The organism is Stenotrophomonas sp. 28608_Sma (assembly GCF_056486185.1).
In genome coordinates this window covers 1,590,121-1,603,923 of the sequence record NZ_CM151308.1, presented here as the reverse complement: position 1 = coordinate 1,603,923, position 13,803 = coordinate 1,590,121, and the positions used below count along the sequence as shown (strand labels likewise).

The following is a 13,803-nucleotide window of genomic DNA, read 5'->3' as shown; positions in this document are numbered from 1 at the left end:
TCGATATCGGATTCATCAACGGATCTGCCGCCACGACTGTCGTCCACAGGGCCGAGGCATGTAAAGCGGATCGGCGCCGGCCGCACGCAGCACAAACGTACACTGGCTGGCCTGCAGCATCTTGTCGACCGTGCATCCCGTATCGCCTGGTTTGCACGGCGTAAGCTTGGGCACAAAGATGTTGGTGTCCTTCACTGGCGGCCCCTGGCTGAGGTCACCCTTCTTGGTCAGGGCGACACCACCGCAGTTGCCGGTGCACAGCGCTTCTCCGCCGATGGTTGGGCTCAGGCCGGACATCTGGCCGCCACCGGTCAGCAGGTTGAGACCGTACAGCCAGTTCACGCCACCGCCGCTGCCGCAGATCGCGGTACCCGGCACATAGGACGTGAAGAACACGATGCCGTTCTGCACACGCGGGTTGCCGACGAAGCGCTCGCCTTCGACTGCCGATCCGGCCTGCAGGTCCACATACCAGCCGCGGGCCGAACCGTAGTTCACCGCATTGCGGGTGACATCACGCAATTGATAGCCGCTGGCCGATGTACCGGTAGTGATCACCTGCTGTACCAGGTTGTCGCGCGTGCCAACCGCACTGGCGAGGTTGTCCCAGATGCCATACAGCGACTGCACTGGCGAAGTGCTGCTGACCGCATTGTCATCGGCGGCGAAGTACTGGCCGGTACCGAAGAACAGACTGATGCCACCGCCTGGGCCCGTGCTGATCTCGATTCCGCTCATGATCGGCTGCGGGCTGTTGTTGCGCGTAGCGGTGAACAGCGGCGTTCCAGACAGGGCGATGTTCCAATCGGTCGGATCGGTGCTGGAAAGATCAAACTTCCAGATATTGCCCTGCATGTCACCGCCATACACAGTGTCGGTGATGCCGTCATTGTTCTTCAACGCCACCGTGGCGATGTTGATCAGGCCGTTGCGTGCCGCGTACTTGGCACCTACCGGCGAAAGCCGCTTGAGCACCTTGCCGGTCTGGATATCGACCACGAACAGCGCTGCCTTGCCGCTGGTGGAGTTGACGCCATTGCCGAAGATCGCGACGAAACGCGGCGCAGCATTGGCATCGGCGCCCTTCACCGCTACCACAGCCGGCTTGCCCAGCACGAACCCAAGATCCGACTCCGTCTTGCCCGAGACTTCCCACAACACACTCGATGCACCGAACGCGGTCGGATCGCTGACATTCAGCGCGAACACAGAGCCATTGCCTACGCTCGCCGCATTGGGCGCCTTGCTGGAGCCACCACCACCCGTAGTGCCCACCAGCACCGTGTTCCAGGCATCCCCATAGTAGACGTCGGACGACGTCAGTGGGCCATCCACGTAATAGCGATGCCCATACTTGGGATTGGCCAGCTCAGCGATGTGCTGCATCGCAGCTGAGGGGATGAAAGCCAGCTCTTCCGTGCCGCCGGACGCCCCATTCGAACCGTTGAAACCATGCACCATGCCGTCATTGGCGCCAACATAGATCATCGTCGGCGGCCCTGATGTCGCACGCTTCGCTTTCAGGAAGGTGTCATAAGACGTGCCCAGCGTCGCCTTCCACTTGACTGTCGACTGCCTCGCCCAGCCTGCATAGCCGAAGTCATCCGTTTTGGACACGATCTCGGTGGTGGAATTGACGATGTCACCCAACGGCGATGTGCGCGAACGCAGGCCACTCACCGCGGCACCCCGCAGATAGTTGACCAGATTGGTCGAGGTCATCTTGCCGAACCAAGCAGGAATCGAGTCACTGAATCCCAACGCAGACAACTTCGCCCGCTCATTGCTGCCCGGCAGATTGGTGGCCAGGAACTCGGTCGCATTGACCGGGGTCACCGTGCCATCGGACGCGGTCTTGGTCGGGGACGTCGCCATGTAGATGCGGCGCGTGGCACTGCCGATGTTGCTGGACGCCCTCCAGAGCACGGCACCATCCGCACCTTGGCCGTCAACCTGGGTGGCAATGACATCACCGGTCCAGTCCACGGTGCCAGAGGGCACGCTGTAATGGGACGATACGGTGAACGAATTGGTCGAAATACGCGCGCCACTGCCGCTACCACCGACCGGCGCATCACCTTCCGCTGCACTGTTGAAGATCGCCTCCAGCGCCTCCTTCAGTTTGGTCGGATTGCGTGCCAGGAAGTAGTTGTCCGGCACGCCTGGTTTCTTGCTGTCCCACTTCTTACCGGCCGGGACACCGTACTTGGCGGCATACCACAGCGGGCTTTCAAGCTGGCCAGCGGCAGTGGTAGAGGCCTTGTACTTGATGACTACCGGCTTTTGCCAATCGTCGCGGAAGTTGTTTGAGCTGGTCAGCACAGAGCCATTGCTGTTGCCCGGGCGCAGCGCCAGACGCTGCACGGTGCTGGAGGCATTCGAGCCTGTGATCGTGTAGCCGGTCAACATTGCGTTGCCCGCGTAGGCCGATAGGTTCTCAATGCGGACGAGTACCTCATCCTCTTCAACCTTGCCAGCCAGGGTCGTACCGATCCAGCTCTCCACTCTATTCTTTACCACGGCTGTGTAGTTGCACAGTCGTGTATTGCCCGCAGCACTGTTGCTCACTTTCGCATCAGCACGCCAGCAGATGTCGTTGAAATCCCCGGTGTCGTTGCAGGCCGCACCCACGCAGTAGCTCAGCATGGCAACGACGTCGTTGTCATGGTCATTGCCCCACAGGGAGTCTTCCCACACCAGCGAGAAGCTGCCGGACTTCGCATCTGTACGGTAAGGACGGCCATAGACCAGCTTTCCGCCGGTGTCGTTGGCCTGCTTGGTGCCAATGCCGACCGAGCCCAGGAAGCAGCTGCGCCAGCCAGCGCTCGCTGCCGTTGCGCCGCCGGTGTTGTTGGCCTGGCAGAGCGGAGCCAATCCGATCTTGCTGTTGCCCACCGCGATCTCGAACTGCGGGAGATTCTCGGCCATGGCAACGGCGTAGGTGGTGGCAGTGACCTTATACGTGCCTGGCTTGTTCTGCATGTTGGGGCGCAGATCGGTCTCCGCGGCCGCCTTGGCCAGCCCCGCCATCAGGAAGCTGCCTTCCATGGAGGGAATGTCCGGGCAGATACCGCGCGCCTTACTGAGGCTGCCGATTGTCTGCCCCTGGCAGATATCACTGTGGGTATCAAGCGAAGCACCGCGCGGTGTATCACCCACGCGACCGATCATGTAGCTCTTGCCGGCGATTCCTTCGGCCGTGCCGACTGCATCGGTCGCGGACTCCGCAGACGCGAGGCCGGTCACGGAACCGACGTTATCACTGTCGAAGGACGGCAGACCCGAAGACAGCACCAGGATGTTGCAGGTCGCACAATAGGAGTTGCCTCCATCTGCGGGCAGGCGATAGGGATCCTTCCAGCCGATATTCGTAGGCAGGCCGCTGAGATCTCCGCTGTCGCTGTAGACCTTGGCTCCCGCCGTGATGTAGCGCAGCGCTTCCGCATACATTTCCGCCAACGGATTGCCCCAGGCGCTGCACTTCTGGCCACCGGTTCCCGGGTCGGCCAGGTTGCCATTTCCCTTCTGGTCCTGACGGTTGAGGATGCCGTAGGTGTTGCAGTCATTCCAGTTGTTGGACCAGTTCCAGTTGTCCAGACGGAAGCTGGAAATCGCGTTGATCACCCCCTCGTCGTCGGCCTTGGCACTTCCCGTCAGGTTCAGGTAGCAGAACTGCCCCGTAGACAGGTCGATTTCATCACCCGTGCCGCAGAATCTCGTACCGTTGCCCGCGATCTTACCGATGTTCCGCCGCAGGACACCACCATCCCGCGGATTGGCGTAGGTTCCCGTCACGAGTCCAAAGCGCAGTCGCCCGCTCTCACCGTAGGTCTGCAGCAGCCCAGCCGGCTTGAAGCGGTCGGTGATGCCATCGTTGTATTTGCGGCAGAAACTCTCGCGCACTGTGGAGTTGGCATCACACACCTCGACACGTACCGTGTAGTCTGGGACCGAGGTCGAGCGGGGAATGTCAGCGTAGCCATCGGCGGTGCTGGCTCGTCCGGTATCGCACTGATTGCTGGCAGTCGAAGCCCATTCGGTAAATGAACCTTCTGCCACACGCATCAAAGGCGCACCCTTGTCCGAACGCGTTACGCTGCAGAAGCTGAAAGCTGTCCCGCTTCCAGGAAGGTTGGCGAACTCGCGAAGATTCGACCCACTGTAGACCTTGACCCACGCATGCAGATCGCTGGGGATCGGTGCCCGCTCCAACACCGTCTTTTCCTTCGTATCGGTGAAGCGTTGACCGCCGTACAGAACGTAGCGCATCACATCCAGACGACTCATCGTCACCCAGTTGAGGAAGTTGCCCGACCACGCGCCGCTGCAACTGTGCTTGTTGGCGCCCTTTGCCTCTGCATTGGCCTTGAAGACACCACTGTTGTACGAGTAACAGAGGTTGTAGTCGAAGTAGCCTGAGTAATCGAACTTGTCTTGGTAGGTGGTATCCAGCACCCCGTCCCCATCCAGGTCGCTGTAGTCGCTGTAGGCCTTGTTGAACAGCTGCTCGTCGCGCGACATCACCATCATCATCAATGGCGGCTGGCTCTGCTTGCTGTACAGCGGCTCCTGCGCGATGTCGTAGTCACCAAGCGCGGCCTGCAGTGGAATGATCAACGCGGCAAGGCCCGCAAGCGCAGCAACACCCACACCGGCCCGCAGCCAGGTGGAGGAACGAAGTCGAAGGAAACGGCGCTCGCTGTTCATGGGATGAAGATCGTGTCGATGACCGCACTGGCGGACGCATTGGAGGGATCGTCACTGGCAAGCGCCGTGACCTGGTAGATGTTCCCGGTTTCTTCGTTCTGTCGGCCGCCGGTGCGCCGGCTGGACGCCGCAAAGCACTTGTCGATGCGACGCGTGTAGGTGGACTTGGTTTCACTGAGACCATCGGCCCACGTCTGCGGATCGTAGGATGGACTGCATTCCTCCTGGTTGGCCTTGAAGATGCCCCCGTCAGCCAGTGCCTTCTCGATGGATTTCTCGGTCTGCCGGGCGTCGGCCTCAGCGTTCTGGAAGGCAACGTTGCTGCGCAGATAGTTGGCGGCCATGCGCTCCTGCATGCTCGTGACCTGCATGCCGGCGATGCCCAGCAGGGCCATCAGTACCAGCATGATCAGCACGACATACAGCACCGCGCCGCGCTGGGAACGCGGTGAATGCAGAGAATGGCGGCGGGCGGGATGGGTACGCATGGTGGCCTCAGTTGCCATACAGGCGATTGCGCAGAGCGATCGTGCTCTGGTAGGCGGCGCGCATGCGGCCGTCAGAGGGCGCGGTATAGGTCACGCCGAGCGCGCTCAGCGGCGCACTCGAACTGGCCTGGACAGATGCAGCTGGGTCCGGACTGGATACCACCAGCCCCAACTGCACCGTACCCACACGTTGCCAGCCACGCGAGGCCGGCACGATGGAGGCCTGGACATCGGTCGCGGTACCCTGTCGATCGATGTAGCCGGTCGGCGACACCGTGCTCAGACCGTGATCCTGGCCATACAGGAGCTGCATGTTCTCCACGCCTTCGACCAGCGCCTCTGCCGGTCCCGCCACCAGGGCAGCACCGGGCTTGGCGGTGAATCGAAGGCGATACAGCGAGGATTGCTTGGTCGCAGCGTCGTAGCCCACGTACAGGATCGACGTCTCGGCGCGATACAGCACCGCCTGGCCGGGCTGGTAGTTGCGGGCGATGGCCACGTCGTTGTTGGGTGCAGTGCCCACCGTCACGGTGCCGGCCTTTGCGTCGATCGCACGCGCCTGGAAGACCGAGGCGGAAATGCAGTCGGCCACACCGAACAGCCCCGGGTCGGTAACTCCGCTATCAAGCACCGCAAGACGTTTGGGATCAAAACTGAAAACCGGCTGGGCAACCGTTCCGGCTACCGCCGTGACCGGCACACCGGTCGGCACCAGATAGCGCAGAGCGACAATATCGCTGCCGTCGACCCGGTTCTTGATGGCCGCGGCGAACTCACTCGGCAACGCCGGCGAGTACTTGTTGCCCCCCGTTGACGGCGTTGCCGCCAACGTCACCGTGTCGCCCGGTTTGGTATTCGTTGCTTCGTAGCCCTGGATCGACCGCGCGAAGTCCAGCGCGGGGTGGCCTCCCGCAGCGAAGGTGGTTGCCAAGGTGCCCTGCGGATCATGCGCCTGGTCGTTCACGCAGCCGAAGTGCCCCGCCATGCGCAGTTCGCGTTGCAGAGTGTCCATCGCGAAACGGCTGTTCTCCTGGACCCGCGCGAGCCCTTCGGACAGCTGGTAGGCCGTGCGTGAAGCGGCGAACACCTGGACCACGCCCAGCATGATGATCAGACCGATGGTCAGGGCGATCATCAACTCGATCAATGACAGGCCACTCATCGTTTGGCGGGAGCGCATTCTGGTCATCACAGCAGGCTCTCGGCAGCAAAGGTGGTATCAGCCTTCGAATCGGGATTCCAACGCTCATCGCCCCAACTGACCGACACCCGTACCCGGCCGTCATTGACGGTTACCGTTCCGGATGCCGAGTCACCCAGTGCGCGGCCCAGGCGACAGCGCCAGTCGCGGGTGAAGTCATCCTTGCCGATATCCTTGCCCATGGACGGCGCGCAGTCCCCCTTGCCGGTGGTAGCAGCATAGGTACCGGCATAGCTGAGCGCGTTGATCCGGTTGGCCCGGATCTGATCAAGCAGCTCGTACCCCAGGTTGGTGGCCTGGGTGCGGTAGTTCGCGCTCTGCACGAACCGTACATTCATCGTCTGCAGCAGCGCGAAGCCCAGAAGGCCGATACCCATCACCAGGATCGCGATCATGACCTCGATCAGGGTGAAACCGCCCTGCGCCGTACGGTGCGCCTGGAGGCCGATCTTTCTCATGAGCAACTCTCCTTCAACAGCCGGACCTGTCCCGTAGGCGATATGCGTAGCGTCCGCTGCAGGGGCTGGTCGCCACACTTCTCAGGGCGAAGTGTCACATCCACTTCCGCGTTGGCGCGATTGCGGCCACGTCCATCGAAGCCGATGGCCAACGTTTCGGTTGCGGATTTCATGGTCGGGCGACCTTCGCTGTAGCGCAGCACGTTCTCACCGGAATCAAGCGACCCGTTACCGTTGCGATCCTCCCAGACCATCCAGCCGTCCGCCCAGCTGCTGCCATCACAATCTTTGCCCGCTTTGGAAGCGCATACAGCTCCACCACGCGTGTTCTTTATTGCCTCGGAACGGGCAAGTGCCAGCGACGCAATCAGTTCGTTGGTCGTCGTGGCCACACGATTTGAGCGGATCGTACTTTGGAAGCTGGGATACGCAATGGTGCTCAGGATCGCCAGTACGGCAACCGTGACCATCAACTCAACCAGCGTAAAGCCGTTTTTCCGGCGCAAAGACATTGGACGCTCCCCAGCGTGTTGATGGCCACGATGGGCCATCGCCCTGCCACCGGCAAGCGGCGGCAGGATGAACGGTCATTCCGGGGCGACGGGCGTCAACGCCTTGACGGCCCGCCCTCCCCTGCCTGTCCCGGCGCGATCCCCATCGCGCCGGCGCAGGCTCAGGCCAGCACCTGGTAGCAGGGCTGGTATTCGCCGGAGATCTTCATCCGGCGCTGTTCGACGAAGGCGCGCAGCAGCGCGTCCAGGGCCTGCATCATGTCCGGGTCGCCATGGATCTGGAACGGCCCGAACTGCTCGATGCGGCGCATGCCGTCTTCCTTCACGTTGCCGGCAACGATGCCCGAGAACGCCCGGCGCAGGTCGGCCGCCAGCGCGTGCGGGGCACGCCCGTGGTGCAGGTCCAGCGCAGCCATCGCCTCGTGGGTCGGCACGAACGGCTGCTGGTACTCCCACGGAATCTCGATCGACCAGTTGAAGAAGAACGAGTCCTTCTGCGCCAGGCGGTGTTCGCGCACACGCTTGATGCCGTTGGCCATCTTCTTGGCCACCGCCACCGGGTCGCCAATGACGATCTCGTAGCGCTCGGCGGCCGCATCGCCCAGGGTCAGGCGGATGAAGCGGTCGATCTGCTCGAAGTACGGCGCTGCCACCGTCGGGCCGGTCAGGATCAGCGGGAACGGCAGGTCCTTGTTTTCCTCGCGCAGCAGGATGCCGAGCAGGTACAGGATTTCCTCCGCGGTGCCGACGCCACCGGCGAACACGATGATGCCGTGGCCGATGCGGACGAAGGCCTCCAGGCGCTTCTCGATGTCCGGCATGATCACCAGGTGGTTGACGATCGGGTTCGGCGACTCGGCGGCGATGATGCCCGGCTCGGTCAGGCCGATGTAGCGCGTCACGGTGCGGCGCTGCTTGGCGTGGGCAATGGTGGCGCCCTTCATCGGGCCCTTCATCGCGCCTGGACCGCAGCCGGTGCAGATGTCCAGGCCGCGCAGGCCCAGCTCATAACCCACCTGCTTGGTGTACAGGTACTCGTCGCGCGAGATCGAATGGCCACCCCAGCACACGACCAGGTTCGGGTCGCCCGGGTTGAGGATGCGCGCATTGCGCAGCAGGCCGAACACCGCGTTGGTGATGCCCTCGGACGACTCCAGCTCGGCCGCGTAGGCCGGGCCCATCTCGATGGCCATGTAGGCCAGGTCACGCACCACGGCGAACAGCAGTTCGGCGACGCCGCGGATGATCTCGCCATCGACGAAGGCCATCGCCGGTGCATTGACCAGGTCGATGCGCACGCCGCGATCCTGCTGCGCCACCTGGATGTCGAAATCGGGATACAGATCGCGCGCCGCGCGCGGATCGTCAGAGGCACTGCCGCTGGTCAGCACGGCCAGCGCGCAGCGGCGCAGCAGCTCGTGCATACCGCCGGCAGACGCATCGCGCAGGCGGGCCACTTCGGCCCGCGACAGCACATCCAGCCCACCGCGCGGGTAGATCCGCGCGTCCTGCACCGGCAGTGCACGGGCTGATTTTTCGTTCGTGGTCATGTCCAATTTTTCGCTTCCTTCAAGGTTTCCGACTGTACTGCCGCCCCCTTAAAAAGCAAAACGGCCGGGAAGCCCGACCGTTGGATGTGTGCTTCCCGCGTTCGCCTTTCCGGGACCGCATCGGCGGCGTTGGCACCGCGCACATTTCCGGATGCTACGCCGATGCCAGGTGACCTGCAAGGACTTTCGCATGAACGGAAAACGGCCGGGTTTCCCCGGCCGTTTTCACTTACTGCTTCAGGCTCTGATGGATCAGAACTTGTACTTCACGGTCAGCTGCATCGACCAGCGCGACACGGCAGTGTTGCCCTTGTCGTTGTTGTTTTCCTGGATCGACGAGTTGTCGGTACGGCCGGTGAAGTTGTACAGGTACTTGCCGGTAGCCGGGTCGATACCCGAGTAGTTGGCAACGCGACGGGTGGCGTAGAAGCCGTAATCGTCGATCAGACCCCACTTCTTGTTGAGCAGATTGCCGACATTCATGATGTCCAGCGCGATCTCGCCCTTGTGGGTCTTCGCAAAGCCCGGGAACTCCTGGCTGATGCGGACATCGAAGCTGTTGACCCACTTGGCGCGGTGCGCGTTGGCCGGGACCACGCTGCCACGGTAGGCATCAAGCTCCGGATTCTGCGCCAGCCATTCGAAGAACTTCTTCTCCATGTCGGCGCCGCCGGTGAAGATCACGTCACCCGGGCCCTTCGGCACGTAGAACAGATCGTTGGTGCCTGCGCCGTCGCCGTTCACGTCGTTATAGAACACGTAGCTGTACGGACGACCCGAACGGCCTTCATAGAACAGGCCGACGCGGGTGGCATTGTCACCGAAGAAGTTGTGCTTCCACTCCAGGGTACCGGTGATGCGGTCCTTGATCGCATAGCGCGAGTTGTACGCAACGTTGTCGTTGGCGTTCAGGCTCAGCGTGTTGTTCCAATTCGAGGTGTTCTGCGAGCTGGACAGCGGGCTCACTTCCTTCGCCTGAGTGTAGGTATAACCCAGCGACCAGCCCCAGTTCTCGGTCAACGGCTTGGCCAGCGAGAACGTAGCCTGGGAACCACGGCCCTTGTCGGTGTTGCGCAGCAGGATCACGTCGCCGATATCGCTCGGACGGTTGACACGGTCACTCGGGCAGGTCTGATCGGTGGCCGAGCAGGCACGACCGTTCTTCTGGCCAGCCTGCATGCCGTTCGAGCCAGCATTGGCACCGTTCATGCCGTAGTCGTTCCAGTACAGCGCACGACCGTCCTGACCAACCGAGCGGTTGGCGTTCGGGGTCATGACGTCCAGACGATCAAAGTACAGACCATCCTTGACCTTGGTGACCAGCAGCTCGGCCGACGCCACGATGCCGTACCACGGCAGTTCGTGATCGAAGGCCAGATTGGCCTTCCAGACCGACGGCAGGCGGGTACCGGGAGCGATCAGGTCGACGTTCTGACGTGCCGAAGCAAGCGACGGGTCCGGGATGAACGGATTGTCAGCATCGAAGCTGAAACCACCCGGATTGCGGGTCAGGTTGTACTCGGCGTAGTTCAGGCCGGTGTTCTGGTAGGCACCCGCCAGCCACACGTTCGGGGCAGCACCGCCGAACAGGCCCACGCCACCGCGCAGCTGGGTCGGACGGTCGCTATCGAAGGTGTAGTTGAAGCCGACGCGCGGCTGGAACAGCTTCTTGTCGACCAGCTTGGTGTTGTTGAAGCCGTACAGCTGCTCGATGCGCGGGTTGTACAGGCGCTGGGTGCTGAAGTCCGGCATGTCAACGCGGACACCGAACATCAGGCTCAGGTTGTAGTTGATCGCCCAGGTATCCTGGATGAACAGACCCGTGTTCTTCAGGTGGAACTTCGCCGGAATGTCATCCAGGCTGCCACCAGCACGCGGCACGCGCACCTGGTACGCGGACGGGGTGCCGGCTTCAAACGCAGCCAGGTTGGCGAACTCATACGCGCCGTACAGGTTGCGACCGTAGAAGTTCATCAGGTCGTTGTCGGTGTAGTCAAAGCCGAACTTGACGGTGTGGTCACCGACATACCAGGTACCGGCACCGAAGGCGCTCAGTTCCTTCGACTCCACCAGGTTGGTGTGGGTGTTCTGCTCGGTACCCAGGTACAGCGAATTATTGTTGTCGAAGCGGACGCGGATCTGCGGCAGGTGCGAAGCGGCAACGCGGTTGGACGAGTAGTCCTTGTGCGAGACCTTGAACTCGGTCGAGAAGTTCTCGGACCAGTCACTGAACAGTTCACCCATCCAGGTCTCATACTCGGTCGGCTGGGTGTACCAGAAGTCACTCAGCGAAATTTCGCTGTTGCTGACCTTCGGGAAACGCACCACGTCCTGCTTCATCTTGTTGTAGCGCAGGGCCGCACGGTGGTTCTCGTTGATGTTCCAGTCCAGCTTGACCGCGTACTCTTCGATCTCGGTCTTGTTGTTCAGCGCACCGACGCCGCCGACCTGATAGCCAAGATCGGACATGCGCTTCTGGACGCGGGCGATATCAGCATCGCTGATGCCGCCAGCCTTGTTGTAGGGGCTTTCGCCAAGGCTGACGCCGCCACCGCTACGCTCGTACTTTTCGTAGTTGGTGAAGAAGAACAGCTTGTCCTTGACGATCGGGCCGCCGAAGGTCATGCCGTAGGTCTTCTCGTCCTTGAAGCCGTTGAAGTCCGTACGATCACCTTCCAGACGCGAACGGACCATGTCCTTGTCGCGGTACGAACCGTACACGGTGCCGTGGAATTCATTGGTACCCGACTTGGTCACGGCGTTGATCACCGCACCGGTACCACCAGCGATGGTGGTGTCGTAGTTGGCCAGGTCGATGTTGATTTCCTGGATGGCGTCCATCGACACCGGCTGACGCTCGGTCGGCAGGTTGTTGGAGCCCAGGCCGAACGGATCGGAGGCGCTGATGCCGTCGATGCGGATGGCGTTGTAACGGGTGTTCTGGCCACCGGCCGAGATCGCGCCGTCAGCCTTGCTGACCTGCGAGATGCGCGGATCCAGGCGGATATAGTCCTGGATGTTGCGGTTGGCCGACGGCAGCGCGTCCATCGTTTCGCGCGTCACGTTGGTGCCGCTGCCCATCTTGGTGGCGCTGAACAGGTCCAGGCCGCCGGCGGTGGCGACAACGTTCACGGCGTCCAGGTTGGTCGCGGCCAGATCACCGCCCAGATTGGCGTTGACCGTGTTGACCTGGTTCAGGTTCAGGAAGACACCCTCTTCGGTCTTGGTGCCTTCACCGGACTTGGTGATGGTGATGGTGTACGGGCCACCCACGCGCAGGCCGCGCGCGTTGTAGCGACCCGACGCATCGGTGGTGGCACGCGAAACGGTGCCCGACTCGGTGTGGGTGATGGTGACTTCAGCGCCGACCACAGGCTGGCCTGCGGCGGACATCACCTGGCCGCCGACACCGGCAGAGGTGCTCTGGGCGAAGGCGGGAGCGGCGGCGAGCGCAGCCACGAGACCAAGGGTGAGCTTGGACATCCGGAGTGGGTGGGTCATTTTTCGGTAGCCTCGATGCGAGTTGGCGATGGCGGAAAAAAAGCGCATCCAAACAGCCCTGCGGGTGGCTGGTCGGACATTTATCTGGGGTTCCCTACCGCTTGGCTGAAGGAAGCCACAACGGTTAACACTAGATTAACACGCTACGCCATCAATGTGACGGTTGTGCGACAAACGGCACCGGATCGCAACGCAATCGTGACGGGTTCTTCACTCCGCCTTTCCCCGGCGCTCACTCGGCCGGGGACGCCCCGCTGGCATCGAGAATCCGGCCGCGCCAGGTGGCGCCAGCACCGGACAACAGGGTCACGGCCGCAGCGGCGGCGGCCTCCGGGCCTTGGGCGGCCGGGTCCTGGTCGACGGAATACGCCCGGGCCCGCAGGGCTGTGCGCAGCGGGCCGGGGTACAGGCCACTGACCCGTACCGGGCTGCGGCCGAGTTCGTCATGCAGGCTGGCGATCAGGCCACGCAGGCCATGCTGGGCCACACCGTAACCGCCCCAGTAAGCCTGCCCGACCCGGTCGGGGGCATCGACCGCAAACACCAGCGCCGCATCTTCGCGCTGCCGCAGCAGTGGCAGGCAGGCCTGGGCCAGCCAGGCCGGCGCGGTCAAGGTAACGTGCACCGCGCGGGCGAAACTGGCTGGGTCGGCCAGCTCGAACGGGGTCAGGCCCGGGAAGTGGGCGGCACAGACCAGCAGGCCGTCCAGCCGCCCCAGCTCGCGCTGCAGGGCCTGGGCCAGCTCGGCATAGTCGTCGGGGCCTGCGCCTTCCAGGTCCAACGGGTACAGCAGAGGTTCCGGGCCGACCGCCTGCACCTGGGCGTAGACACGGTCCAGGCGCCGCGGCTTGCGGCCCAGCAGGACCACGGTGGCCCCAGCGGCTGCAGCAGCCACTGCCGCAGCACTGCCCAGCCCACCACCGGCACCGGCGACCAGTACCACGCGATCCTGCAACGGGCGGCCATCGAGCGCCCCGTCGGTCGGTGACGTCGATGGCCAGGCACTCATCCCTGGGTCGCCTCTTCGACGATGCGCTTGAGCTCGCCGGCTTCGAACAGCTCCAGCACGATGTCACAGCCGCCGATCAATTCACCGTTGATGAACAGCTGCGGGAAGGTCGGCAGGTTGGAAAAGCGCGGCAGGTTGGCGCGGATCTCGGGCTCTTCCAGCACGTTGACGGTGCGCAGGGTGACCGCGCCGGCCGCCATCAATGCCTGTACGGCGCGGCTGGAGAAGCCGCACATCGGGTATTGCGGGGTGCCCTTCATGAACAGCACGAGCGGGTAACGATCGACCTCGGCCTGGATTTGCTGCATTACCGCCACAACCACACTCCTTGCTTCGCCGGACAAACCGACCGTGATGGTCGGCTAGACTGCCCACGG

At 62.8% G+C, this 13,803-nt stretch carries 9 protein-coding genes; all 9 read right to left on the bottom strand.

Annotation, left to right across the window (positions count from 1 at the left end; all coding sequences use genetic code 11):
- Positions 1–15: 15 nt before the first annotated feature.
- The gene (locus tag ACZLHH_RS07290; RefSeq protein ID WP_180844475.1) at positions 16–4,707 is read right to left on the bottom strand and encodes a pilus assembly protein; all 4,692 of its coding nucleotides are present in this window, start codon (positions 4,705–4,707) and stop codon (positions 16–18) included.
- Positions 4,704–5,195, bottom strand: a complete 492-nt coding sequence (locus ACZLHH_RS07285) for a pilus assembly PilX family protein (protein WP_099559616.1) — start codon at positions 5,193–5,195, stop codon at positions 4,704–4,706. The genes ACZLHH_RS07290 and ACZLHH_RS07285 overlap by 4 nt, the downstream gene beginning before the upstream one ends.
- A 7-nt stretch (positions 5,196–5,202) precedes the next feature.
- A complete protein-coding gene (locus ACZLHH_RS07280) occupies positions 5,203–6,375 on the bottom strand; it encodes a PilW family protein (RefSeq protein WP_343205600.1) in 1,173 nt (390 codons plus the stop codon).
- A gap of 8 nt (positions 6,376–6,383) precedes the next feature.
- Positions 6,384–6,854 carry a type IV pilus modification protein PilV gene (gene pilV, locus ACZLHH_RS07275; protein WP_180844477.1) on the bottom strand — a complete coding sequence of 157 codons (471 nt, stop codon included), beginning with the start codon at positions 6,852–6,854 and terminating at the stop codon, positions 6,384–6,386.
- Positions 6,851–7,366: a GspH/FimT family pseudopilin gene (locus ACZLHH_RS07270; RefSeq protein WP_180844478.1), complete on the bottom strand. Its 516-nt coding sequence runs from the start codon at positions 7,364–7,366 to the stop codon at positions 6,851–6,853. The genes pilV and ACZLHH_RS07270 overlap by 4 nt, the downstream gene beginning before the upstream one ends.
- Positions 7,367–7,527: 161 nt before the next feature.
- The gene (gene ppnN, locus ACZLHH_RS07265) at positions 7,528–8,916 is read right to left on the bottom strand and encodes a nucleotide 5'-monophosphate nucleosidase PpnN (protein ID WP_010486098.1); all 1,389 of its coding nucleotides are present in this window, start codon (positions 8,914–8,916) and stop codon (positions 7,528–7,530) included.
- A gap of 252 nt (positions 8,917–9,168) precedes the next feature.
- Positions 9,169–12,417: a TonB-dependent receptor gene (locus ACZLHH_RS07260; RefSeq protein ID WP_180844479.1), complete on the bottom strand. Its 3,249-nt coding sequence runs from the start codon at positions 12,415–12,417 to the stop codon at positions 9,169–9,171.
- Positions 12,418–12,649: 232 nt separating this feature from the next.
- The gene (locus ACZLHH_RS07255; RefSeq protein ID WP_049399918.1) at positions 12,650–13,426 is read right to left on the bottom strand and encodes an SDR family NAD(P)-dependent oxidoreductase; all 777 of its coding nucleotides are present in this window, start codon (positions 13,424–13,426) and stop codon (positions 12,650–12,652) included.
- Complete coding sequence (gene grxD / locus ACZLHH_RS07250) at positions 13,423–13,743, bottom strand: Grx4 family monothiol glutaredoxin (RefSeq protein ID WP_005408852.1); 321 nt, start codon at positions 13,741–13,743, stop codon at positions 13,423–13,425. The genes ACZLHH_RS07255 and grxD overlap by 4 nt, the downstream gene beginning before the upstream one ends.
- Between the last annotated feature and the right edge of the window lie 60 nt (positions 13,744–13,803).